General features: G+C 67.1%; 20 protein-coding genes and 1 pseudogene. 14 read left to right on the top strand and 7 right to left on the bottom strand.

What is annotated here, in order from left to right; all coding sequences use genetic code 11:
- Positions 1–23: 23 nt before the first annotated feature.
- Positions 24–920 (top strand): MBL fold metallo-hydrolase, encoded by an 897-nt coding sequence (locus GONAM_RS15010; RefSeq protein WP_006867610.1) that lies wholly within the window; start codon positions 24–26, stop codon positions 918–920.
- A 28-nt stretch (positions 921–948) separates the two neighbouring features.
- Here the strand turns inward: GONAM_RS15010 and GONAM_RS15005 are convergent, their stop codons facing one another.
- Both GONAM_RS15005 and GONAM_RS15000 read right to left on the bottom strand, forming a co-directional pair.
- Positions 949–5,241, bottom strand: a complete 4,293-nt coding sequence (locus GONAM_RS15005) for a non-ribosomal peptide synthetase (RefSeq protein ID WP_006867609.1) — start codon at positions 5,239–5,241, stop codon at positions 949–951.
- A 106-nt stretch (positions 5,242–5,347) separates the two neighbouring features.
- Entirely contained in the window at positions 5,348–6,436 is a 1,089-nt protein-coding gene (locus GONAM_RS15000) for an alpha/beta hydrolase (protein WP_006867608.1), read from the bottom strand.
- A 143-nt stretch (positions 6,437–6,579) separates the two neighbouring features.
- On the opposite strand from GONAM_RS15000, the pseudogene GONAM_RS22945 reads away from it, so the two are divergent.
- The 13 genes and pseudogenes from GONAM_RS22945 to GONAM_RS14935 all read left to right on the top strand — a co-directional run.
- A pseudogene (locus GONAM_RS22945) lies at positions 6,580–6,708 on the top strand (DivIVA domain-containing protein); the annotation flags it as partial.
- Between the two features lie 131 nt (positions 6,709–6,839).
- Positions 6,840–7,685, top strand: a complete 846-nt coding sequence (locus GONAM_RS14990) for a 3-hydroxybutyryl-CoA dehydrogenase (protein WP_006867606.1) — start codon at positions 6,840–6,842, stop codon at positions 7,683–7,685.
- A 259-nt stretch (positions 7,686–7,944) separates the two neighbouring features.
- Entirely contained in the window at positions 7,945–8,961 is a 1,017-nt protein-coding gene (locus GONAM_RS14985) for a hypothetical protein (protein ID WP_006867605.1), read from the top strand.
- A gap of 201 nt (positions 8,962–9,162) precedes the next feature.
- A complete protein-coding gene (locus GONAM_RS14980) occupies positions 9,163–9,627 on the top strand; it encodes a cupin domain-containing protein (protein WP_006867604.1) in 465 nt (154 codons plus the stop codon).
- Positions 9,628–9,706: 79 nt separating this feature from the next.
- On the top strand, positions 9,707–10,177 hold the full coding sequence (locus GONAM_RS14975) for a cupin domain-containing protein (protein ID WP_006867603.1): 471 nt from the start codon (positions 9,707–9,709) through the stop codon (positions 10,175–10,177).
- A 60-nt stretch (positions 10,178–10,237) separates the two neighbouring features.
- Positions 10,238–11,293 carry an MBL fold metallo-hydrolase gene (locus GONAM_RS14970; RefSeq protein WP_006867602.1) on the top strand — a complete coding sequence of 352 codons (1,056 nt, stop codon included), beginning with the start codon at positions 10,238–10,240 and terminating at the stop codon, positions 11,291–11,293.
- Positions 11,294–11,379: 86 nt separating this feature from the next.
- Positions 11,380–11,811 (top strand): Fur family transcriptional regulator, encoded by a 432-nt coding sequence (locus tag GONAM_RS14965; RefSeq protein WP_006867601.1) that lies wholly within the window; start codon positions 11,380–11,382, stop codon positions 11,809–11,811.
- A 49-nt stretch (positions 11,812–11,860) separates the two neighbouring features.
- A complete protein-coding gene (gene katG / locus GONAM_RS14960; protein ID WP_006867600.1) occupies positions 11,861–14,086 on the top strand; it encodes a catalase/peroxidase HPI in 2,226 nt (741 codons plus the stop codon).
- A gap of 152 nt (positions 14,087–14,238) precedes the next feature.
- The gene (locus tag GONAM_RS14955) at positions 14,239–14,604 is read left to right on the top strand and encodes an ArsR/SmtB family transcription factor (RefSeq protein ID WP_006867599.1); all 366 of its coding nucleotides are present in this window, start codon (positions 14,239–14,241) and stop codon (positions 14,602–14,604) included.
- Positions 14,601–16,268, top strand: coding sequence for a SulP family inorganic anion transporter (locus GONAM_RS14950; RefSeq protein ID WP_006867598.1), 1,668 nt, complete (start codon positions 14,601–14,603; stop codon positions 16,266–16,268). Before GONAM_RS14955 ends, GONAM_RS14950 begins: the two co-directional genes overlap by 4 nt.
- Before the next feature lie 220 nt (positions 16,269–16,488).
- Complete coding sequence (locus GONAM_RS14945; RefSeq protein ID WP_006867597.1) at positions 16,489–18,729, top strand: NADP-dependent isocitrate dehydrogenase; 2,241 nt, start codon at positions 16,489–16,491, stop codon at positions 18,727–18,729.
- A gap of 74 nt (positions 18,730–18,803) precedes the next feature.
- Positions 18,804–19,535, top strand: coding sequence for a mycothiol-dependent nitroreductase Rv2466c family protein (locus GONAM_RS14940; RefSeq protein ID WP_040536630.1), 732 nt, complete (start codon positions 18,804–18,806; stop codon positions 19,533–19,535).
- Between the two features lie 51 nt (positions 19,536–19,586).
- Positions 19,587–20,387 carry an SDR family NAD(P)-dependent oxidoreductase gene (locus tag GONAM_RS14935; protein WP_040536639.1) on the top strand — a complete coding sequence of 267 codons (801 nt, stop codon included), beginning with the start codon at positions 19,587–19,589 and terminating at the stop codon, positions 20,385–20,387.
- A 6-nt stretch (positions 20,388–20,393) separates the two neighbouring features.
- On the opposite strand, the gene GONAM_RS14930 is transcribed toward GONAM_RS14935, so the two are convergent.
- Genes GONAM_RS14930 through GONAM_RS14910 form a run of 5 tightly spaced genes read right to left on the bottom strand, consistent with a single transcriptional unit; the run spans position 20,394 to position 25,541 of the window.
- On the bottom strand, positions 20,394–20,891 hold the full coding sequence (locus GONAM_RS14930) for an NADPH-dependent FMN reductase (protein WP_006867594.1): 498 nt from the start codon (positions 20,889–20,891) through the stop codon (positions 20,394–20,396).
- A gap of 19 nt (positions 20,892–20,910) precedes the next feature.
- Positions 20,911–21,423: an isochorismatase family protein gene (locus GONAM_RS14925; protein WP_006867593.1), complete on the bottom strand. Its 513-nt coding sequence runs from the start codon at positions 21,421–21,423 to the stop codon at positions 20,911–20,913.
- Positions 21,420–22,919: an MFS transporter gene (locus GONAM_RS14920; RefSeq protein ID WP_040536627.1), complete on the bottom strand. Its 1,500-nt coding sequence runs from the start codon at positions 22,917–22,919 to the stop codon at positions 21,420–21,422. The genes GONAM_RS14925 and GONAM_RS14920 overlap by 4 nt, the downstream gene beginning before the upstream one ends.
- Entirely contained in the window at positions 22,912–24,558 is a 1,647-nt protein-coding gene (locus tag GONAM_RS14915; protein WP_006867591.1) for an amidase, read from the bottom strand. The genes GONAM_RS14920 and GONAM_RS14915 overlap by 8 nt, the downstream gene beginning before the upstream one ends.
- Positions 24,555–25,541, bottom strand: a complete 987-nt coding sequence (locus tag GONAM_RS14910) for a carbon-nitrogen hydrolase family protein (RefSeq protein ID WP_040536624.1) — start codon at positions 25,539–25,541, stop codon at positions 24,555–24,557. Before GONAM_RS14910 ends, GONAM_RS14915 begins: the two co-directional genes overlap by 4 nt.
- Between the last annotated feature and the right edge of the window lie 44 nt (positions 25,542–25,585).

Genomic DNA, 25,585 nt, shown 5'->3' with positions numbered 1-25,585 from the left:
CACCACGCAGGTAGGCAGACGAGGTGACCACCGCGCCGAGCTTCACCGAAACCCGCTTCGACGAAGTCACGGTGCTGGAGCCCGCCGGCGGCGGGGCCTTCCCGCGCGGCAACACCGTGATCGCGCACGGCTCCGAGGCGACGCTGGTCCTCGACCCCTCCCTCGACGTCGACCACGACCCGGTCGGCGCGGATGCCGTCATGATCAGCCACGCACACGAGGACCACATCGCCGGACTGCGCCACTTCGACACCGCCAAGTTCGCTCATCACGACGAGGTCGGCGGGGTGCGCTCACTGCAGGTGCTGCTCGACGGTTACGGGCTCACACCGGAGGAGCGCGCCGCGGTCGACGCCCAGATCGGCGACACCTTCGCGCTCACGCCCGGCTTCCCCGATGCCGAGGGCGTCGGCGACGGGCACGTCTTCGACCTCGGGGACATCACCGCGACCGTCATCCACCTTCCCGGGCACACCCGCGGACACTGCGGCGTCCTCGTCGAGCCGACCGGCTTCTTCTACATCGCCGATATCGATCTCACATCGTTCGGCCCCATGTACGGCGACGTCGGCAGCAGCGTCGACGACTACCTGGCCTCCATCGCACGGGTGCGCGAGGTCGACGCCCGTTGGTACGGGACCTTCCATCAGAAGGGAGTCGTGGAGGGTGCCAAGGACTTCCGCGAACGTCTGAACGCATACGAAGGTGTGATCCACCGTCGTGAGGAACGTCTGCTGGAGTTCCTGGATCGGCCACGACGACTCGACGAGATCGTCGAGCACCGTCTCGTGTACCGGCCGCATGTGCAGCTGCCGTTCGTCAACGCGGTCGAGCGTCGTACGGCCGGACTTCATCTCGAACGTCTCATCCGCCAAGGGCAGGTCGCACACTCCGACGACGGACGGTATCACCCTCTCTGAGAGCATTTTTCGGCCGGCGTCGATCAACTCACCACTGCCGTAGGGAGCTCACCACTTCCGCCAGGACTCGTTCGGTTCGCTCCCGGCCCAACGCCTGCTCGGCGCCGACGACCCGGATCACGAGTGCACCATCCGGCCTGGGACACCCTTCGATCTGCAACAGCCACCGCGTCAAGCGGGGCGGGAACGCGTACAGGGCTCCACCGGAGGACGGCGGCTCGACGACGGGTGACCATCCGAGCAGGACCGGAACCGGGAACAGGTGGTCACCATCGGCCGCTCGACCCGCGAGTTCCAGGACCTCTTCCAGAGGTTGCGACGCCTCACGAATACATCTGCGGCGCAGGGTGACCGAATCCTCTGGGTTGTGGTCTACCAGGGGTGTGACGACAGCGAGCACATGGTTTGCGACGACGCCTTCTGAGCCCGGTGATCGAGTCGACACGGCGGTGGCAGCCATGACACCCTCCTTTCCGGAGGACCCGCGCAGAGCGATGGCAACCACGTGCCCGAACGCCTCGAACGGCGTCATGTGTTCGGCCGAAGCCCGAGCCCGGAAGCGGCGGTAGGTGGTTGAGTCAATCACTTCGCGTCGACGCAGGGCGACATCGATCCGGCACTCCCCCGGATCGATGCCATCGAACTCGAAGATCGAGTCGTACTGGGTGAGAAGTTGTTTCCAGAATCGGCGTCGCTCGAGCGCATCCGGTCCGTTGGCTACATCCGGGTCGCGCCGAGAAAGGGGGCCGGCGGGCAGTTGCTCTCCGTTCAGCAGCATCTCGGCGTCTCGTGCGAGCACAGCCAGCGACTGTCCATCTATCGCGATGTGATGCAACACGGCCACCGCGCCGAACAACGAATCGCCCGGCCCGACGAGAAGTCTCACCGCCAGTGGCGGTGAGTTCCGGACATCGAGGACTTCCGCCATCTGTCTGGCCTCGGATCGCAACCACTCGCGGTCCGGCTGCTCCGTGACCGAGATCCGAGTGACCACCGATGCGAGCGCGACCTCGGGCAACGTGCGGCACACCGGCCCCGACGGGGTGTCCGGAAAGGTGGCTCGCAGAGCCGGGTGCCGATCGAGGAGTGCGGCAACAAGCGCCGCCACCTGGGTCGCGAGCGGACGGGCATCTGCGTCCGGGACCCACGCCACGCAGATCAACTGTGCGAGAGGGTTACCCGGTAACCGCACGACGGTCCGTTCAGCAGCGGTCAGCCTCCGGTCACCGACTCCGTCCCGGGTTGACGACGGCGTCGCGACATCCGTCGGAACCGACGACGACTCGGTCATCCTCTCCACGAGGGACGCCAGATCGGGCGCGGTGAGTACATCATTCGGGCCGATCTCCGGATGCCCCTGCGCCGCCAGGCGTCGAGCAACTTCCACGACTCCGAGTGAATCACCGCCCTGATCCACGAAACCGAGGACCGGGTCCGGTGATTCGATGCCGAGGACATCTCCGATCACCCGCATCAGCAGTTCTTCGACAGGCCCGGACGTCGCTCGCGTCGACTCGAAGACCGGCAACGGATGGTCGCGCAGCGCCGCCAGGCCGAGCTTCCCCGTCGCGGTGCGGGGGATCTCGTCGATCATGACGATGATCGCCGGAACCGTGTACGACGGAAGGCGCTGCGCCAGCGCGTGTCGGAGTACATGTGGTTCGGGCGGATTCGCGGGATCGTCCGCGACGACGAAGGACACGAGACCCGGCTTCCCCGAGGGCAGCGCCCGCAAGGTGGTGACGCAATTACGGACTCCGGCACAGCCGGACAGAGCGACGTCGACCTCGCCGAGTTCGATTCGCACGCCGCGTAGTTTCACCTGCCCGTCACGCCTACCCAGAATCCTCAGCTCCCCGTCGCTGGTCCAGGCGGCCACATCCCCGGTCCGGTACATCCGCGCGTCGTCGGACATGGTGCACGCGACGAAGGACTGCGCCGTCGACCCGGGATCGTCGAGGTACCCGTCGGCCAGTGCGACCCCCGCACAATGCAACACCCCCAGCGCCCCGGGTGGTTGCGGCCGACCCCGCCGATCCAGAACCGCTTCCACGACGCCGACCATCGGCGGCCCCACCGTGATGGTCCCGCGTGACGGCAGCGGACGGGAGAGGTTGATACTGCATCGGGTTTCGGTGGGCCCGTACGCATTCCGGATCGATACCCGATCCGCCCAGCGTTCGACGAGATGCCGCGGGAGCGTCTCCCCGCCGACGATCACCTGGGAGAGCCCGTCGGCGACCTCAAGCGGTACCGTCTCGAGCACCGACGGCGTGACGATCATGTGCGAGACATGCTCCCGACGAACGACGTCACCGAGTTCGTCACCACCGCGAACCGATCCTGGGGCGACCACCAGTGCCGCGCCGGTGGCGACCGCCGCCAACATCTCCACGATCGCGGTGTCGAAGGTCGGCGATGCCGCGTGCAGCAATCGCGACCGAGGTGACAGCCCATATGACGTCCGGATGTCCGCGACCAGCGCGGGGATACCACGGTGCGGCATGACCACGCCCTTCGGCTCTCCGGTGGAGCCCGAGGTGAAGAGAACATAGGCCGCGTCGTCGGGTCCTCGATCGAGCCCGCGTAGGCAATCGTGTTCAGCAGCTTCGGAAGCCACGAACCCTGGGTCCCCGACGTCGGGAGCCGGCGACAGCCAGCGCACAGCGGCGTCCACACCGGATCCGTCGGCGCGCAACCCGACTCGTGCGCCCACGCGCGCGACGAGCGACCGCACCCTTTCCTCGGGGATGGCACCACCACCCAGCGGCACCCAGACCCCACCGGCCATCAACACTGACCAGAACGCGACGACCGATTCCGGCGACCGTTCGGCGTGCACCACCACCGGGTCACCACCGGCCACGCCGGCAGCGGCGAGCACCCGCGCCCCACGGTAGACCCGTTCGGCGAGTTGGGATCGCGACCACACCTCGCCGTCGAAGATGACGGCGGGAGCCGACGGATCGGCGTCGCAGTACTCGGAGAACAGCGTCGCAGTCGGGGTGTACGACGGAGCGGGAGGCCCGCTGCGGTACCGGAAGCGATCCCACTCCCCCTCGAGGAAGACCGCGTCGTCGGGAATCGGCACACCGTGGTCGATCTCGCGCAACAACGCGGTGAGGTAGGAGTCGAAACGCAATGCCAGTGCCGACAGCGTTGCCTCGTCGAACGAGGCTGCGGGCGCCTCCCAGGTGATGGCGCGACCGCCGGTCTCATCCGCCGGATGAATGGTGACGACCACATCGACGACCGGGCCGGTGCGCATCACCTCGAGAGACCAGTGCAGACCGTCGACAACCGGCGGAGAGAAGGCGGGCAACAGATTGACCACCACGCCGAAAGCGGTGACATCGTCGCGGTCGCGCAACATGTCCTCGCGAGGGTAGAGCTGGTGCCGGAGGGCACCGATGATCGCCGACGACACCGCTTCGACCGCGTCGGGGGCGGTCAGGTCGCCGATTCCTCGAAGATCGAGCGGTACGACGTTCGAGAGCGGCTGGACGGCGCGGCGTCGAACTGCCGAGGTGCGCGCAGCCACGGGAAGCGCGATTCCGACGTCGGGAGAATCGAGCAGTCGAGCACACAGACCGGCCAGTGCCGCGACGAGTTCGTCGGCTCCGGCCGGTCGACAACCCGCCGAACGCCTTGTCACGCGGATGATCTCGGATGTCATCGAGGTGGCAGTTCCCGACAGCGATGACGGTTGATAACCGTCGAGGACGCGATCCCAGTACTCCGCGTCGACTCCTCGACGTCGGGAGTCGGCATACCTCGTCTCATCGGACGCCAACTCGTCGGCGTACGCGACAGCGAGGTCTCCGGGAACTGCCCCGCCGCCGTACACATCTGCCACATGACCCATCACGCGGAGAAGCCCTGCGCCATCGGTCAGGACGTGGTGAGCCCGGACCACCCACCTGTGCAGGTTGTCGCCCAGGAGGTGCAGTTCGCTGCGGAACAATGGCCGGGCCAGGTCCGCGCCGTCCGCGGCGTCGATGAATTGTTGTGCCCGACGCTCGCTTTCGGTATCGGGATCATCGCACCGAGACAGATCGACCTGCTCGATGGCGTCGACCGACGAGGCAGCGGCGCGGAGCGGTTCCAGCGCGCCCGTACGGCCTGGAACTGCGTCGACCGGCGAGTACCCAGGCGGAATGTGTACATCGAGCCAGCCCACGTGGGCGAGGACGTCACGCGTGGTGTCGATCAAATGCTGAACGCGCAGTGGGCCCTCGAGCGTGAGCCCGAAGGCGACGACATGGGAGACGTCCGGATGCAGCGTCTGCGACACCCACAACGCTCGTCGCGTCGTCGTCACCGAACGTCCTCAACCGCGCCCACAACTCGAACGTAGCCCCGTGCAGATGAAAGGCTCCTGAGGAAAGAGACCCTCGGCCCCTGCGGTCGACACAACCGCAGAGGGGTCACGCCCCCAGCGCCCTGGCGAACAGGGGCCAGGACTGGTGCATCTGGTCCTGCCAGTAACCCCACGAGTGGGTGCCGACCGCCGGGAACCGCACGACGGCCGGGATACGAAGGGCCGCAAGGCGCTGGGCCAAGGTGACCGTGCAGGTCCGGGCCGCGGCCTCGCTGACTCCGCCGGCCGTCACCTGCGCGGCAAGCTTTCCGACGTCCCCGCGGACGGAGCGGTCGCCCGGATTGTCGTGCCCGCCCGGAATTCCGGTGGCGGCACTGATCCACAGCGCCGGGGTGCGTCGGGCCAGCTTGTGGGCGTTCAGAACGGGATCCTGCGCAGCCCACTGCGGGTCGCCCGGCAGCCCGTACATGTTCGTCGCGTCGGCCCCGTACGGCACGAATGCGACATTCCTCAACAGCAGCTGTCCGGTCGGCGTCGCGGTATCGGCACAACCCGAGTAGGCACCCACGGCGCGGTACAGACCGGGATGGTTCTCCGCCAGGCGGATCACCGAGTTCCCGGCCATCGAGATCCCGGCGATGCCACGGGACCGGCCGAATCTGTACCCACCGTGCCTCCCCTCGAACGTGGCAGGCAATTCAGAGGTCAGGAACGTCTCCCAGCGCAGCGGTCGCGGCGTCTTCACCTGGTATCGGAAGTTCGCCGCCGGGTCCACGCGCCGCCAGTCGGCGTAGTAGCTCGCCGCCCCGCCGATCGGGGTCACGGTCCAGACGTTCTTGTTGAAGTAGAAGGCGTTCGCGTCGGTGGCGTGGGTCCAGTCGTCGTCCTCCTCACCGCCCGACGACCCGTTCAGCAGGTACATCACCGGCGCAGCCTGGTTGCCGTTCGCCGGCGTCTGCACCAGCAGCGGAACCTGCGTCTGCATCGACGGGGACCACACCGAGGCGACGAAATTCCGTGGCGACGCCCAGGTCTGGCGATAGGGCGCCCCGGGGCTCGCGTGTGCATACCGGACGCCGTCGAGCGTGCGGGCCTCCGCTACGCCGGCTCCGCCTACGAACAGTCCGGCGACCAGCGACACCACGGCGAAGATCGAGACGATGACGGCGCGTCCGGCCGGTCGCGTGCGATTCATTCGGTTGCTCCCGGGTCGAGACACCGGGGCTACCGCTCCCGGCTGAGGCATCGTAGGCACGCTCGGTTGTACCCGGGGCCACATCGCGCAAACGCTGTGGACACCGGAATCGCCCGGTGACAACCGAATGCGAAGATACCGGCATGCTGACTCCTGACGACGTCCACAACGTTGCCTTCGGAAAGCCGCCGATCGGAAAGCGCGGCTACAACGAGGACCAGGTCGACCAGTTCCTCGACGACGTGGAGGCGACCATGCGGGATCTCTATGACCGTCTCGCACGCTACGAGGGCCGCCCGCCGTGGTGAAACCTGTTTCACCTTGACGTTCATCTGACCTCGACTCCGCCGGGCCGAACCGACGTACTACCGTTTGTCGTGTAACTCGACTCGGAGGTTTTACTGTGCAGAACATCGGCGTCATCGGCGGCGGCACCATGGGAGCTGGCATCGCGGAGGTGTGCGCGAAGTCCGGCAGCGATGTCGTCATCATCGAGGTCAAGCAGGAGTTCGCCGACGCCGCGCGTGCGCGCGTCGAGAAGTCCCTGTCCCGCGCCGTGAGCAAGAACAAGCTCAGCCAGGAGGACGCCGACGCCGCGCTCGGCCGTCTGCGCGTCAGCCTCGACTACGCCGACCTCGCCGACCGCGACCTGGTCATCGAGGCCGCCCCCGAGAACGAGCAGCTCAAGCGCGACATCTTCGCGCGTCTCGACGAGGCCGTCGGCGAGAACACCATCCTGGCCACCAACACCTCGTCGATCCCGATCATCAAGGTCGCCACCGCCACCAAGCGCCCCGAGCGCGTCGTCGGTGTCCATTTCTTCAACCCGGTCCCGGTGATGCCGCTGGTCGAGATCATCTCGACCCTGGTCACCTCGCCGGAGACCGCCGAAGCCGTCAGCGCGTACGTCAAGGACGTCCTCGGCAAGAACCCGGTCAACGCCGGCGACCGTTCGGGCTTCATCGTCAACGCACTGCTCATCCCGTACCTCTGCCAGGCCATCCGGATGTACGACTCCGGTTACGCCTCGGCCGAGGACATCGACACCGCGATGAAGGGCGGATGTGGTTACCCGATGGGCCCGCTGACCCTCGTCGACACCATCGGCCTCGACATCACCCTCGCCGCCGCCGAGTCGCTGTACGACGAGTTCGCCGAGCCACACTTCGCCCCGCCGGCACTGCTGCGCCGCATGGTCGACGCCGGTCACCTGGGCCGTAAGTCCGGACGCGGTTTCTACACCTACTGATCTATTCGGACGATCCCGACAGAACGCCCCCGCGGCGACGCACCAACGTCGACCGGGGGCGTTTTGTCGTCTTTGGGTAGAACGCTCCCGGTGGCAAACCCGGTTGTGACCCACCTCACTTGACCTGTAAGCGACTGTGGCACAACAGATATCGGATCGCCGCCGTCGCGGATGTCGGCAGGGAGGTTACGTACCGGGTCATCGAGGCAACACTCTGGTCGTACACATCCCAACGCGGATGAGAAGGGAGCGAGACCGAATGACTGTTTCGACCACCACCGTCCACCAGCAACTTCGTGCAATCCTCGCGATGACGCACACCGAGATCCAGATCGCCGAGACGCGTCAGGCCCAGGCTCGGACCGACGCGATCCGCAAGGAGCTCGCTCAGAATGCCGAGAACGCGCAGCTGCGCGCCGTCGCCATCGAGGAGGCCCTCCGCGAACGTGGCGGACTCGTCGACGTGATCCGCCCCGTGATCGGCCGGGTCGGCGCCCTCGCCAAGACCGTCGTCGAGCAGGCCCAGCCGCTCGACGAGGCACTCCTCGACGACCTCGCGCTCGAACAGCGTCTCCTCGCACGTTCGACGTACCTCAAGGCCCTCGCGACCGGCCAGGAGGACAAGGCTCTCGTCGACCTCGCCGAGAAGCTGATCGTCGCCCACACCGCGACGGTCGACTGGCTGACCACGGTGCTCGCCGAAGAGGCACTCGGCGGACCCACCGCGCTTCGTCGAGGCCCGACCCAGTGGGTCAGCGGACTCGCCGCGCGCGCACTCACCGCACCGGCCAACGGCGCGTCGTGGGCCATCGACCGGACTGCCGACTTCGCTCGACAGATCCCCGATCCGATCGCGTTGGTACGCAGCCGATTCGCGACCGCCGTCGACGACGCCGCAGATGCCGCAGCGCGCGCCGGTGACGCCATCGAGAACGCCGGCACCGCTGTCTCGAAGACCGTCGCAGCCGGACGCGATGCAGCGCTCGAAGCCGTCGAGGACAGCGCCCGCGACAACGGCGCCAAGGGTGCCGCGGACGCGCTCCACCAGCTCCGCGAGATCACCGGGACCGTCGAGGCCGAGGACCTGCCGATCGAGGGTTACACCGACCTCAACGTTGGCGATGCCGTCGCCGCGGTCAAGGAACTCTCCACGCCGGCCGATCTGCGGGTGACCCTCGCCTACGAGGAGACCCACAAGAACCGGCAGCGGGTGGTCTCGGCAATCGAGATCCGTTTCGCCGAGCTCGCCAAGGAACTGGTCGGCATCGACAGCTGATCTGACTCAGGGCAACGACGGCCGTCATCCCCTCGGATGGCGGCCGTCGTATGTCCGCACCCGCTCGTCTGACGTCACGCTCACGGGATCCGTTCTCGCTCACCTTTATCGTGTAAGCGCGAACGGATCCAGTGAGCGAAAGTCGTGACCGATTCGCCGAAACCGCAGTTCACACGCGCAGCGCCGTCGTAGTGTCGCGCGATGACCTTCCGCACCACAGCAGTCACCGCCTTCGCCGCGGCTGCACTTCTCACGCCCGTCCTGCTGGGACCGGCCGCCGCGAATGCGACTCCCTCCACGGGGGTTTCGGCGGTCACCCTCGCCCACACCGACATCCCGGCCGGACTCCTGCCGTTCATTCCGCAGGGAGCGCACGTCGAGGTTCGCGAGATCACCATCGCCCCAGGCGGCACCACCGGTTGGCACTACCACGACGCCCAGATCTACGGCCTCGTCCGGCAGGGCACGCTCACCCACCCGGGCGCGGACTGCAAACCGGTCGTCTACCGGGCGGGCCAGATCATCGAGGAGCCCGGCGGGAAGGCCAACACCCACGAGGGGACCAACCTCGGCACCGTCCCGGTGATCCTCGACGTCCTCTACGTGATGCCGCCCGGCAAGCCGCTGTCGGAGGATGCGGACGCACCGGCCTGCGCCCAGCCGTAGGCATCCACTGCCCTAACGAAACGGGAACGAATCGGTGTAACCGCAGGTCACAGGGCCGGGGCGGAAGTATCGTCGCCCGATGACCCCTACGATCCGCACAGTCACCGGCGGCGTCGTCGCGGCGGCTGCCCTCCTGGTGCCCGCGCTCGTCGGCCCCGCCACCGCGAATGCCACGACCTCGACCGGGGTCTCGTCGAAAACGCTGGCCCAGACCGAGATCCCGGCCGGGCTCCTGCCGTTCGTCCCGCAGGGAGTGGACATCGAGGTCAAGGAGACGACCATCGCGCCCGGCGGCACCACCGGCTGGCATCATCACGACGGCGAGACCTTCGCATTCGTCCGGCAGGGCACGCTCACCCACCCGGAGTCGGACTGCACACCGACGATCTACCCGGCCGGGAGCATCTTCAGCGATCCACCCGGCGAGAAACACGTCCACGAGGGCAAGAACGTCGGCGACGTCCCGGTGGTCATCGTGTTCCTGTACCTGACGCCACCCGGCAAGCCGCTGTCGCAGGACTTACCGGCGCCGGCCTGCGCCGAGTCGTAGGCGGCATCGGGGCCTCGATCCCGGACGACTCACGTTGCCGCAGCCGTAGACTCCTCAGCCATGCATCGTCGCGTCGTACTGGTTGTGTCGCTACTCCTGGCCATCGTCGCCACTTCACAGCCGGGCGTCGGCACCGCCCGCGCCGACTCAGCACTGGTCTCCGCCCGATCGGCCGTGTTCGGCACCCACAACGTCGACCAGGCCACCGGCGCGGTCCGGAACGACCGCGTCATCTTCTCCTGGTTCGGCGTCTCGAGTTTCGCCGTTGCCATGGCGGGTCAGGTGTTCCTCACCGACGCGTGGGTGCCCAACGCCTACCGCAACCAGGTCCCGACGACCCGCGCGCAGATCGCTGCGATCAAGCCGTCGCACATCCTGATCGGGCACGGGCACTTCGACCATGCCGCCGATGCCGCCGACATCGCGAAGGCGTCCGGTGCTCGCCTGGTCGGGTCGGCCGGTCACTGCGCCTTCTTCCGCCGGCCCGGCGTCGCCTGCGACGCGGTGGCCGCGACCGGCGCACGTCCCGGCAGCACCCAGATCTACCGCGGCATCCCGGGAATCACGGTCACCGCGATGAGCAACATCCATTCGACTCTCAAGGCGCCCACGGGGCAGCATCCCCCGCTGCTGCCCATCCCACCGAGCGACCGTCTGGTCACCGACCCGCCGCATGCGGACGAACTCGGCCGTCTCGCCGGGCATCTCGACGATCCGGAGGGCGGCGCCGTCCTCTACGCCTTCTCCGTCGGCGGCCGCCGGATCGTCTGGAACGATTCGGTCGGTCCGGTGAGCCAGGATCCCGGCGGTCGGGCGATCCTCGCCGGCCTGCGCACTCTCGGTCCCGTCGACCTGCACGTCGGATCCATCCAGGGGTTCAACGAGATCACCAACGGCCTGGGCGACCCGATGCGCTACATCGACGCGTTGCAGCCGAAAGTCTTTGTGCCCAACCATCACGACGACTGGTTTCCGGTGATCGCGACCCCCGCCGTCAACCGCGAACGGGCCTTCTTCGACGCCCTGAAAACCATCGACGCCCGTCCCGAGGTGCGCTACCTCCGCGACCCGGAGGACTACCTTCGTCCCGACCGCGTCACGCTTTCCCTGCGCTGAGCGTGGAAACCAGCTGTTCCCACGGAGTTTTGATCAGATCCAGAAAAACGACGTGAACTCGTAGGCGGTGTGCCTATGGTGGTCGCGTGGCATCGACATCGGACTATGCCCAGCAACTCCGGGCCGCGGACCTTCGAGTCACCCAACCACGGGTGACGGTCATGCATGCCGTCGACGAACATCCCCACACCGACACCGAGACCATCTACGGCATCGTCCGCCAGACGCTGCCCAACGTGTCCCGCCAGGCCGTCTACGACGTCCTCCGGGCACTCACCGAGACCGGTCTCATCCGGCGAATCCAACCGTCGGGTTCGGTGTCCCTCTACGAATTCCGCACCGGCGACAATCATCATCACGTTGTCTGCAGGTCCTGCGGAACCGTCGAGGACGTCGACTGCGCGGTCGGTGAGGCACCCTGCCTCACCGCCTCCCAGGACCACGGTTTCGTCCTCGACGAAGCCGAGGTCATCTTCTGGGGACTCTGCCCGGATTGCGTCAGTACGGCCCCGACCTGATCACATCCGTGATCGCAGCCCAACCGGTTCCACCATCGAAAGGAATGTCGTGACCTCCGACAGCCGCCCACCGAATTCCGCAGAAGACACCCGGAGCAACAGCGAGAGCGAGAACCCGGCGATCCCGTCGCCGGAGCCGAAAGCGCATGCGCCGCTGACAAACAAGGACTGGTGGCCCGAGCAGATCGACCTGTCGGTCCTGCACGCGCATTCCCCGCTGTCCAACCCGCTGGGCGAGGACTTCGACTACAAGAAGGAATTCGCGAAGCTCGACGTCGAGGCACTCAAGGCCGACCTCGTCTCGCTGATGACCCAGTCGCAGGACTGGTGGCCCGCCGACTACGGCCACTACGGCGGCCTGTTCATCCGCATGAGCTGGCACGCGGCCGGCACGTACCGCATCTTCGACGGCCGCGGCGGCGGCGGTCAGGGTGCGCAGCGTTTCGCCCCGCTCAACAGCTGGCCGGACAACGCCAACCTCGACAAGGCACGACGCCTGCTGTGGCCGATCAAGCAGAAGTACGGCAACAAGCTCTCGTGGGCGGACCTGTTGGTCTTCGCCGGCAACGTCGCGCTGGAATCCATGGGATTCAAGACCTTTGGCTTCGGCTTCGGTCGCGAGGACATCTGGGAACCGGAAGAAGTGTTCTGGGGCCCCGAGGACCAGTGGCTCGGCACTGACAAGCGCTACTCCGGTGAACGCGAACTGGCAAAGCCGTTCGGCGCCACCACCATGGGCCTGATCTACGTCAATCCCGAAGGGCCCGAGGGCAAGCCGGACCCGATCGCGGCCGCCTACGACATCCGGGAAACCTTCGCACGGATGGCGATGAACGACGAGGAGACCGCGGCCCTCATCGTCGGCGGTCACAGCTTCGGCAAGACCCATGGTGCCGGCGACGCCGACCTCGTCGGTCCCGAGCCCGAGGCCGCACCAATCGAGCAGCAGGGCCTGGGCTGGAAGTCCAGCTACGGCAGCGGCAAGGCGGAGGACGCCATCACCTCCGGCCTGGAGGTCGTCTGGACCAACACGCCGACCCAGTGGGACAACAGCTTCCTCGAGATCCTCTACGGCTACGAGTGGGAGCTGCAGAAGAGCCCGGCCGGGGCGTGGCAGTACGTCGCCAAGGACGGCGCTGGCGCGGGCACCATCCCGGACCCGTTCGGCGGACCGGGACGTGCACCGACCATGCTGGTCACCGACGTCGCCCTTCGCGAGTCGCCGATCTACGCCGACATCACCCGCCGCTGGCTCGACCATCCCGAGGAACTCGAGGTGGCCTTCGCCAAGGCCTGGTACAAGCTGCTCCACCGCGACCTGGGGCCGGTCACCCGCTACCTCGGACCGTGGGTTGCCGAGCCGCAGATCTGGCAGGACCCGGTGCCGGCCGTCGACCATGAGCTCGTCGACGACTCCGACATCGCGTCGCTGAAGGGCAAGCTGCTCGAGGCACTCTCGCCGACCCAGCTGCTCAAGACCGCGTGGGCGTCGGCGGCGAGCTTCCGCAGCACCGACAAGCGCGGCGGCGCGAACGGTGCACGCATTCGCCTCGAGCCGATCAAGAACTGGGAGGTCAACGAGCCGAGCGAGCTCGCCAAGGCCCTGCCGGTCTACGAACAGATCCAGAAGGATTTCAACGACTCGGCGTCCGGCGGCAAGAAGGTGTCGGTGGCCGACCTGATCATCCTCGGTGGCGCCGCCGCCGTGGAGAAGGCCGCCGAAGCAGCCGGTTTCCCGGTCACCGTGCCGTTCACACCGGGCCGCACCGACGCCTCGCAGGAGGAGACCGACGTCGACTCGTTCGAGGTGCTCGAGCCCGCGGCCGACGGCTTCCGCAACTACAGCCGTGGCGGCGAGAAGGCCCCGCTGGAGCAACTGCTGCTCGAGCGCGCCTACATGCTCGGCCTCACCGCTCCGGAGCTCACCGTGCTGATCGGCGGACTCCGTGCACTCGACGTGAACTACGGCGGCTCCAAGCACGGCGTGTTCACCGATCGTCCGGGTGTGCTGTCGAACGACTTCTTCCGCAACGTCGTCAGCATGGACTACGAGTGGAAGTCGGGCACCGACGAGAACGTCTACGAGGTCGTCGACCGCTCGTCGGGTCAGACCAAGTGGACGGCGACCGCCGCCGACCTGTCCTTCGGTTCGCACTCGCAACTGCGCGCGCTGTCCGAGGTCTACGCTCAGGACGACAACGCCGAGAAATTCGTCAACGACTTCGTCAAGGCGTGGGTGAAGGTGGCGAACAACGATCGTTTCGATCTGGGCTGATCCAGCCTGATCGATCGGGAGCACCCCGCGGACCAGGGCCGCGGGGTGCTTCCGTGTCCGGGGCGGGTTATAGTCTGGATTGAACAATTGACCAATCCGTCAATCCGTCAACTGAACCGTGAGCCCACGCCCGACCGCCGCTGGAGTGACCCGTGACCGATACCGGCCCCGACAAGCCGCTGTACGAGATCAAGGCCAACTTGTTCAAGGCTCTCGCGCACCCCGCTCGCATCCGTGTCCTCGAGGTGCTCAGCGCCAACGGTGATCCGACGCCGGTCAGTGAGCTCCTCGCGGCCACCGACCTCGAACCGACGTTGCTGTCACAACACCTGGGCGTCCTCAAGCGCCACCGGGTGGTCACCGCCAACCGCGTCGGCAACGCCGTCTTCTACGAGCTCGCCCATCCGAAGATCTCCGACCTGCTGGTCATCGCGCGCACGTTCCTGATCGACACCCTCGACGCACAGCGTGAGCAACTCGACGCCGTCTCGTCCCTTCCACCGGTGACCCGCCGGTGAGTACCGACGCGGTCACCGGCACGCTCTCCCGGGTCAAGGGGTTCGTTCCTCGACGCAGCGACTACGCCGACCTCCCCAGGAGCTGGAAGACCGACATCCTCGCCGGCGTGACCGTCGGTATCGTCGCCCTCCCGCTGGCGCTCGCTTTCGGGATCAGCTCCGGCGTCGGCGCCGCCGCGGGCCTGATCACTGCGGTCGTCGCCGGTCTCGTCGCCGCGGTCTTCGGCGGCTCGCACGTCCAGGTGTCCGGACCCACCGGCGCGATGGCCGTGATCCTGGCACCGATCGTCGCCGAACACGGCCTGAGCAGCATCGCCATGGTCACCGTCCTCGCGGGACTGCTGGTGCTGATCGCGGGCGTACTCGGCCTCGGGCGAGCAGTGACGTTCATCCCGTGGCCGGTCATCGAGGGCTTCACCCTCGGTATCGCGGCGATCATCTTCTTGCAGCAGGTGCCGGCCGCGTTCAACACGGCAGCCCCGGCGGGCATGCGGACCCTCAACGCGGCGATCGACGTCGTCGTCCACGCCGACTGGTCGAAGGCCTGGGCCACCCTGGCCGTCGTCGCGATGGTCGCGGTGATCATGGTGGTGCTGCCGCGTATCCATGCCTCCATCCCCGAATCCCTCACCGCGGTCATCGCGGTCACCCTGGTCGTCTACTTCACCGATGTGTTCGACGTGGCGACGATCGGACAGCTCCCGTCGTCGCTGCCCGCGCCCTCGATCCCGCAGGTCGACTCCGAGGCACTGCGGGCGATGTTCGGTGCAGCGGTGGCGATCGCCGCGCTCGCCGCCATCGAATCGCTGCTCTCGGCGCGGGTCGCAGCGACCATGTCGCCGACCGGCCCGTACGAACCCGACCGCGAGCTGTCCGGGCAGGGTCTGGCGTCGATCGCGTCGGGTCTCTTCGGCGGCATGCCCGCGACCGGAGCGATCGCCCGTACCGCGGTCAACGTGCGGTCCGGCGCCCGCACCAGGGTCGCGGCGATCGTGCACTCGCTGTTGCTGCTGGGCGTCGTCTATCTGGCCACCGATCCGGTGTCGGAGATCCCGCTCGCCGCGCTCGCCGGCGTGCTGATGGTGACGTCGTTCCGCATGGTGTCCGTCGGTACCGTCCGCGCGATCCTGCGGTCGACCCGTTCGGACGCCCTGATCTTCGCGGTCACCGCGGTCATCACCGTGACGCTCGACCTCATCGAGGCCGTCGAGATCGGCATCGTCGTCGCGGCGTTCTTCGCACTGCGCCAGGTCGCCCAGCGGGCGAGCGTGACCCGCGAGCCGCTGCCCGGGCCCGCACGCCCCGGCGACGAGCGCATCGCCCTGCTCCGCCTCGACGGCGCGATGTTCTTCGGCGCTGCCGAGAAGATCTCGACCACCATCTCCGCGGGCGCCGACCGCAACGAGTCGGTGTCGGTCGTCATCATCCGGATGTCGCACCTCGGCATGCTCGATGCCACCGGTGCCCGTTCACTCGCCGAGATCGTGACCGATCTGGAGAAGCGCGGCATCACGGTGATCATCAAGGGCGTGCAACCCGAACATCTCGGGCTGCTCGAAGGTGTCGGTGTCGTCGACTCGCTACGCCACGACAACCATCTCGTCGACACCCTCGACGAGGCCATCGCCCACGCGCGGAGTCACGTCGAACGCGAGAGAATGTGAACTACCTGCATCGACGCGGGTTCCGGAGGTACCGGGACGTCCCGGCTCCGGCGGCATCAAACCACAAGACCCGAGGCCCCTGAACGCGAGGCTGATCACAGGGGGCAGAATCGGGGAGTAGTTGTCACACGAGCACACCGCAAGCGTGGTATCGGTGAAGCCTGACTCACAAGGTCGCCGGCGACACCGGTTAATACAGACAGAATCGAGAACATTAGGCATGAGCACCCAGAAGCCGACCATCATCTACACGTTGACCGACGAAGCCCCCATGCTCGCCACCCACGCGTTTTTGCCGGTGGTGCGCACGTTCGCCGGAGCGGCCGGCATCGAAGTCGAGACCAGCGACATCTCGGTCGCTGCGCGCATCCTCGCCGAGTTCTCCGATCTCCTCCCCGAAGACCAGAAGGTCACCGACAACCTCGGCGAACTGGGCAAGCTCACCCAGGAACCCGACACCAACATCATCAAGCTCCCCAACATCAGTGCCTCGGTGCCGCAGCTCCTCGCCGCGATCAAGGAACTGCAGGAAAAGGGCTACGACCTTCCCGACTTCCCCGGCAACCCGAAGAACGAGGAAGAGCAGGCGATCCGCGACCGGTACACCAAGTGCCTGGGCAGCGCGGTCAACCCGGTTCTGCGTGAGGGCAACTCCGATCGCCGCGCGCCGAAGGCCGTGAAGGAGTACGCGCGCAAGCACCCGCACAGCATGGGCGAGTGGTCGATGGCATCGCGTACCCATGTCGCACACATGCGCGAGGGCGACTTCTACCACGGTGAGAAGTCGATGACCGTCGAAGGCGACCGCAAGGTCAAGATGGAACTCATCCCGGACGACGGCAGCGAGACGCTGATCCTCAAGCCCGAAGTCGACATCACCGACGGCGACGTCATCGACAGCATGTTCATGAGCAAGAAGGCGCTCATCAAGTTCTACGAAGAGCAGATCGAGGACGCCTACAAGACCGGCGTCATGTTCTCGCTCCACGTCAAGGCGACGATGATGCGCGTCTCGCACCCCATCGTCTTCGGCCACGCGGTCAAGGTCTTCTACCGCGACGCCTTCGAGAAGCACGGCGAACTGTTCGACGAGCTCGGCGTCAACGTCAACAACGGCCTGTCGGATCTGTACAGCAAGATCGAGTCGCTCCCCAGCGCCCAGCGCGAGGAGATCATCGACGACCTGCACAAGTGCCACGAGCACCGTCCCGAGCTGGCCATGGTCGACTCGGCCCGCGGCATCTCGAACTTCCACTCCCCCAGCGACGTCATCGTCGACGCCTCGATGCCCGCGATGATCCGCGCCGGCGGCAAGATGTACGGCGCCGACGGACGCCTCAAGGACACCAAGGCGGTCAACCCGGAGTCGACCTTCTCCCGCATCTACCAGGAGATGATCAACTTCTGTAAGACCAACGGGCAGTTCGATCCCACGACGATGGGCACCGTCCCCAACGTCGGCTTGATGGCGCAGAAGGCCGAGGAGTACGGCTCGCACGACAAAACCTTCGAGGTCCCGGTCGGCGGCACCGCCAACATCACCGACATCGAGACCGGTGAGGTCCTGCTGACCCAGACCGTCGAAGAGGGCGACATCTGGCGCCTCTGCATCGTGAAGGACGCCCCGATCCAGGACTGGATCAAGCTGGCCGTCAACCGATGCCGCGACTCGGGCATGCCGGTCCTGTTCTGGCTCGACCCGTACCGCCCGCACGAGAACGAACTGATCAAGAAGGTTCACAAGTACCTTCCCGACCACGACACCGAGGGTCTGGACATCCAGATCATGTCGCAGGTCCGCGCCATGCGTTACACCCTCGAGCGCGTCGTCCGCGGCCTGGACACCATCTCGGCCACCGGCAACATCCTCCGCGACTACCTCACCGACCTCTTCCCGATCCTGGAGCTCGGCACCAGCGCGAAGATGCTGTCGATCGTGCCGCTGATGGCCGGCGGCGGTCTCTACGAGACCGGTGCGGGCGGTTCGGCACCGAAGCACGTCAAGCAGCTCATCGAGGAGAACCACCTCCGCTGGGACTCGCTGGGCGAGTTCCTCGCCCTCGCGGTCAGCCTCGAGGACGTGGGCAAGAAGTTCGACGACCAGCGTGCGGTGATCCTGGCCAAGGCACTCGACGCGGCGACCGGCAAGCTGCTCGAGAACGACAAGGGCCCGTCGCGCAAGACCGGTGAGCTCGACAACCGCGGCAGCCAGTTCTACCTCGCCCTGTACTGGGCACAGGAGCTGGCCGGCCAGACCGAGGACACCGAGCTGGCCAAGCAGTTCGCACCGCTGGCCGAGACCCTCGCCGCGAACGAGGAGAAGATCGTCGAGGAGCTGAACTCCGTCCAGGGTCAGCAGGTCGACATCGGCGGTTACTACTACCCGGACTGGGACAAGACCGCTTCGGTGATGCGTCCGAGCAAGACCTTCAACGAGGCGCTCGCTTCGCTGGACCTCTAGTCCTCGCTGTACCCATCGAAACGCCCCGGGTGATCCGTTCACCCGGGGCGTTTTTCGGCACTACCGTCGACCCCATGACCGATGCCGACATCAACTACTACTTCGATCCCGTGTGTCCGTTCGCGTGGATGACGAGCAAATGGGTCCGTAAGGTCCAGGCGCAACGCGACTACGGTGTCGACTGGCGGTTCATCTCGCTCCGGCTGCTGAACTCGCACATCGACTACGCCGCGCATTTCCCGCCCGAGTACGAGGCGGGGCACACGGCCGGACTCCGGCTTCTCCGCGTCGCTGCGAGCATCCGTCGAGAGCACGGGCGAGACGCTGTCGATCCGTTCTACGTCGCACTGGGCACCAGGTTCTTCGAGGAGCACACCGGCACGTACACGGTCGACAACACCGACCACCGCGGCACCGTCGACTTCCTCACCCCGGTACTGGAGGAGCTCGGGTTACCCACCCATCACGTCGGTGCGCTGGAGGACACCGGCTTCGACGCGGAGATCCAGGCCGAGACCGACGAGGCACTCGCCCTCACCGGACGTGATGTCGGCACGCCGATCATCCACTTCCAGCCGCCGAACGGCGTGGCGTTCTTCGGGCCCGTCATCAGTCGCCTGCCGAGCGACGAGGACGCGGTCACCCTGTGGGACCATGTGATCGGGCTGGCGAGCTTCCCCGGGTTCGCCGAACTCAAGCGGAGCCTGCGGGAGAAACCGCAACTGCGTGCCTTCGGCGTGACCGACGACGAGACGCCCGAGCAGGAAGACTGGCACGCCGGCAGCCGACGGACGAAGAAGGGCTGAAACCGCCCGGGTCTCATGCTTGACTCGAGTGCATACGGGTACCCGACGCGCATGGCACACGCACAAGCACGTCTGGCACTGATCACCGGCGCATCGAGTGGCATCGGCCGCGAACTGGCGGAGCTGTTCGTCGCCGACGGGTTCGATCTGATCATCTGCGCTGAGGATTTCACGGTCGACGACGTCGCCGACCGGTTGCGGGCACGGGGCCGTGAGGTCACTTCAGTCCGTGCCGATCTGCGTACCGCCGAGGGCGTCGAAGCGCTCTACGCCGCTGTACAGAGCACCGGTCGGCCCCTCGCTGCGGCAGCACTCAACGCCGGTATCGGACACGGTGGCGCCTTCGTCGACACCGACCTCGCCGAGGACCTGTCGATCATCGACCTCAACGTCCGGTCCACCGTCCACCTGGCCAAGCTCGTGCTCCGCGACATGGTCGAGCGCGACTCCGGCCGGCTGTTGATCACCTCGTCGATCGCCTCGATGATGCCGGGTAGCTTCCAGGCCACCTACAACGCGTCCAAGTCGTTCCTGCAGTCGTTCGCGGAGGCCCTACAGAACGAGTTGAAAGAGTCGGCGGTCAGCGTCACCTCGTTGATGCCCGGTCCGACCGAGACCAACTTCTTCCATCGCGCCGAGATGGACGACACCCGCATGGGCCGGATGTCCAAGGACGATCCGGCCGAGGTCGCCAGGCAGGGTTACGAGGCGATGATGAGCGGCGAGGCCCGGTCGGTGGCTGCGTCGGCGATGACGCGAATCATGGCCGGGGCGAGCATGATCACGCCCGACGCGGTGAAGGCTGCACTCCATCGCGTGCTCGCCGCACCGGGGTCCGGCTCCAAGAGCTGAGGGACGTCAGGAGCCGGAGCCCTTGACCGGCAACGCCGACCTCCAACGCTCGGTGTAGTCGGAGATCCGGGTGTCCTCGGTGTACGTGGAGTCGATCAGATACAGACCGGGCAGCGGGCACACGGCGCCGAGTTCGACGAGCACCGGCTTCAGCAGCAGGTCGGGGGCCATGGCGTGCGCCGGTCCGGCGCCGAGCATCAGCGGCACCGCGGTGACGTCGCGCAGACCGTCGCCGGTGGCGAACTGATCCAGGAAGAGCTTCAGGACGCCGGTGTAGGTCGCCTTGAAGGTCGGGCTCGCGAAGACGACGAGATCCGACGACGCGACGGTTTCGACGGCCGCCTTGACCTTCGCGTCGCCCCAGCCGAGGAGACCCGGACCGAGTTCGATGACGTCGACGATGTGGTCGGGTGCGGAACCGGTCAGCGATTCGGCGAGCCGGTTGGCCGCGTCGAGCGTTCGCGAACCGGGCTTCGGATTACCGGCGACGACGGTGGTGGTCATGGCGATGCCTCTCGTTGTTTCAGCCGTCGGTCGACGGCGCGGTCAGACGGCCTAGGAACTCCTGGGTCCTTGCCAGCGACCACACCTCGGCCATCTTCTGTTGCATGTCGAAGAGGTTGGCATGGTGGATCGCCGGATCGCGATCTCCCACAGCATCTTCGACGACGATCGGGATGAAGCCGTGCTGCATCGTATCGAGTGCAGTGGCTCGGACGCACCCACTCGTCGACAGTCCGGCCAGGAAGACCGTATCGATACGCAGCGAGTTCAGGTACGAGTTCAGGCTCGTTCCGAAGAACGCGCTCGCGTACTGCTTGGTCACCAACAGTGCCCGCATCGCCTCGACGTTCTCCTCGACGCCTGCGTAGAGCGCGCAGTCCTTGTCGATGTAGGCGCGGGCCGGGTCGACGAGCACGAGCGCAGGCCGCTCCCCAGGCGTCAGTTCCTGACCGAAGCCGGCCCGCGCGTAATCCGTTGCCTGCTCGGTCCGTCCGAGGCGTCCAGACGGCGCCGGGGTGTTCGGTTCGGTCATGCGGACTCCTTTGTCGTGGCGTACTCGGGAACGGGCCGTACCTCGGCCTCCGGGGTGGGCATCCGGCGCGGAAAGGACAGGCACACCGCGATTCCCGCTGCGGACATGGCCCCGAGAACGACGCCGGCCAGCTGGAGGTTGTCGACGAATCGGCTGAGGTCGGCGTCGTCGAACGCGGCGGGGGAACCGCCGTACGCCGCCTGCTGTGCTGCGGCGCCCAGCCCGATCGGGATGATCGCGACCACGATCGCCGTGCTGAGCAGGTTGCCGACGTTCTGGAGCGTCGAGCGCATCCCGTTCGCGATCCCACGACGCTGCGCCGGCACGGTCAGCATCAGCACGCTCGTGCTCGGCGTCATGAACAACCCGATGCCGGTGCCGATCAGGAACAGGAACAGCGCGGTCACCGGGAGCGAACCGTCCGCGGACAGGACGACGGCCACCCCGAGCACGCCGACGGTGTTCAACGCCATCCCGGTGGCGGCGAGTGTGCGAGGCGCGATCCTGATGACCAGCCAGCCGGCCGCCGACGCCGCGATGACGGTCCCCGCCGCTACCGGCGTAACCAGCAGACCGGCGACGAACGGCGAGGTCCCGTCCACGGCCTGCACGTAGAGCGAGATGATCAGGGCGACTGCGTAGGTAGCGGTGGCGGTGAGCAGACCGGCGAGAAGTACCAGCGAGATGCCGCGGTCGGCGAACAGACTCAGATCGATCAGCGGATGTGCCCGGCGACGCTGGACGACGATCAGCAGCACGCCGACGACAAGACTCATCGCCCCGAAGCACCACGGCAGCCATGCGGCGGACGAGCTCGGGGTCAACGCCAGCACGACGGCGGTCAGCAGGGTGGTCGCCAGGATGGCGCCCGCGAGGTCGAAGGGCTCGCGACTCCTGATGCCGCCCACGCGACGTGGGATCACCAGGAGCGAAGCCGCCGTGGCGATCAGGGCGATCCCGAGCACCGCAGCGAACAACCCCCGCCACCCGAACAGAGCGGTCGCGGCTCCGCCGACGACCGGTCCGATGATCTGGCCGATCGCGGCGACCGTCGCATTCCAGCCGAGTGCCCGGCTGAGCAGGTGCGGCGGAAAGGTGTCGGTCAGCAGGGCGGTGTTGTTGGTGACGACCGCCGCCGCACCGATTCCCTGCAGAACCCGTGCGACGATGAGGAACTCGGCGGACGGGCTCACGATGCACAGGGTCGACGCGAGCGTGAAGACGATCAGGCCCGACAGATAGAGCGGACGCCGGCCGACGATGTCGGCGAGCCGACCGAACACCAGGATCAGCGCGGTGGTGACCACCATGTAGCCCAACAGGATCCACGTCGACTGCGCCGGCGTGGCACCGAGCTCGCGGCTGAGGGTCGGCAGTGCGACGGTCAGCCCGCTCATCGCGACGAAGACCGCGATCACCCCGACACTCGTGGCGGCGAACACCCGCCACGGGTGTGGATGCGGTCTCGCAGCAGCGCGCGTCGGGGATTCACTCATGCGGTCGACGCCGGTGATGGTCGGTGACGGCCTGATACATCTGCGCGATCCGAAGGACGGCGTCGTCGGCCCACGGACGGCCGACGAGTTGAACGCCCACGGGTAGCCCGTCCGCGAATCCCGCCGGGATCATCGCCGCCGGGAGACCGAGATGATCGAAGACACCGGTGTTGCGGCCGATGACGCCCTGCATCGGATGCCGTTCCCCGTTGATCTCGACGGTGACGTCGGACAGACGTGGCGCGGTCGCCCCGATACCGGGCGTGACGAATACGTCGATCCCGGCGGTGTCGAAGGCATCGACCGTGGCGGTCAGCGCGGGCGCCCGCCGACGCAACGCGCGAATGTAATCGATCGCCCTGGGCACGCGGCCGCGCGCGATCCGCACCTGGGTGCCGATGTCGAAGTGCGCGAACCGATCCAGCGCACCCTCCTGGTTGGCGGCGAGTTCGCTGACGAGGACGATGGTGAACTCGTCGAACAGCAGTTCCGCGTCCGGCAGATCGACGAGTACCGTCTCGGCGCCGAGATCGGACATGACCCCGATGGCCGCCTGCCAGGCTCTCAGGACCGCGGCGTCGCAGACCTCGGTGAACCAGTTGCGCGGAATGCCCACGCGCACACCGGCCAGGGACGGGGCATCCAGCCCGCCGTGGTCGCCGAGCCGATCGCCGAGTGCGGCGGCGATGGAGGGCGTCACCGCGGTCGGGTCCACGCCGTCCGGACCGGCGAGGACCGCGAGAACCGCACGCAGGTCGGCGGCGGATCTCGCCATCGGGCCGACGTGATCGAGGGTCCACGACAGGGACACCACACCGGTTCGCGGGACGAGCCCATAGGTGGGCTTGATGCCCGAGAGGTTGCACAGCGCACTGGGTACGCGGATCGAACCGCCGGTGTCGGAGCCGAGTGCGAGCGGAACCAGTCCGGCGGCCAGCGCTCCACCTGAGCCGGTCGACGAGCCTCCGGTCCACCGCTCCCGATCCCAGGGGTTGGTGACGGGCCCGTATCGTGCGTTGAACGGCGCACCGCAGGCGAATTCGGTGGTCGCGGTGATGAGGACCGGAATGGCTCCCACCGCCCGGAGGCGGGCGACCACGGTGGCGTCAGCGCTTGCGATCCGGTTGCCCGTCGTGTGCGACCCCGCGGTGATCGGCGACGCCGCCACGTCGATGATGTCTTTGACCGCGAACGGGATTCCCTCCAGCGGACGGGGCGTTCCGGATCGCCAGCGGTCGTCCGACGCCGCGGCGGCAGAGCGACCGTCCACGGTGGCGAGGATCGCCCCGCCCACGAGTTCCGGGTCGTCCCAACGCAGACTCAGCGCCTCGAGCACCTCGGTCGGGGTGGTGCGGCCCGTGCGAAAGGCCTCGAGCAGTTCGACGACGCCCAAATCGTGCAGCGCGGCGTCCGTGCGCACGACCGGCACCCGGACCGGAGGTCCGTCGGGCACCGGGTACGCCATCATCCGACCGTGGAAGTCCGCAGGCTCGGCGCCGGTCACACACGGCGACGCCGGCAGCGTCCGCTCCCGGGATCGTTGCAGGACCTCCGACATGTCCGTGTGCGCAGCGCCGGCGAGTTCGTTCACGGCGGCCACCGCGTCCGCGGTCAGATCCGGGTAGTGGGTTCCGGTCACCGCCGCAACCCGATCGGGGTGACGGTCGCCGGAACGGCGTCATCGTCGCCGTGGTCGGACCCACGATCGATCGGAAGAGGTTGGATGACACCAGATGTCAGGTCGTCGAGGAGGGAGATGACGTCGGCACGGCGGTCGCGACGTAGCGGGAGGGCGCGACGCACCTGGGACACACGATCGAGGTCGATGGTGAACCGCAGCGTCTCGCCGGATTGGTGCGCCGGCGCCTGGGCGACGATCTCACCGTTGGGCGCGATCACGCACGACAGCCCGAAGTAGTCGACGGTGACCCCGTTGAGGGTTTCCGGTCCGGCGCGGTTCACCGCGATCACCCAGGTCTGGGATTCCAGTGCACGCGTCTGCAATTCGGCCAGGAAGAGGTCCTCCCGTGATCCCAACGACGAGACGATGGCCAGCATCACCTCGGCCCCGAGTGCACGGGCCACCGCCCAGTATTCGGGGAAGGTCCGGTCGTAGCAGATGACACAACCGAAGCGGGTGCCGAGCAGATCGGCGGTCGCCGGCGCCGGGCCCGGTGCGAAGTGGTACTTCTCGTCGATGTCGATGCCGCTGACCTTGCTCGCCGGCAGCGACAGTTTCCGATAGGCGGGCATCCGGCCGCCGTGCGGGGTTCGCCAGTCGACGATCTCTCCCGCGCCGTCGATCAAGACGACCGAGTTGTGGAAGGTGCCGTCCGTCGTCCGCTCATAAGTGCCGAAGGCGATGGCGCAGCCACGCTTTCGTGCAATCGCCGCGAATCGTTGCGTCGCCTCCCCCGGGATGGTCTGCGCCCATCCGGTCCGGTCGGTGTCGTGGCTGGTGCAGAAGTAGGGCGCGGTGATCAGCTCCGGCAGGACGACGAGGTCCGGCGCGTCTCCTGACGTCACACCCTCGACCGCGTCGACGAGCCGTTCCAGATTGTGGTCGACGTTGTCGGTGAGCTCACCGATCTGCACGACCACGACATCCAACGATTGCAGCATCACTACCCTTTGTCAGTTGCCGTCTCCTCGCCGGTGAGTAGGTG

The organism is Gordonia namibiensis NBRC 108229 (assembly GCF_000298235.1).
GTDB classification, from domain to species: Bacteria; Actinomycetota; Actinomycetes; order Mycobacteriales; family Mycobacteriaceae; genus Gordonia; species Gordonia namibiensis.
Note: the sequence above shows the minus strand (reverse complement) of the source record. Positions and strands in the feature narration are given on the sequence as shown.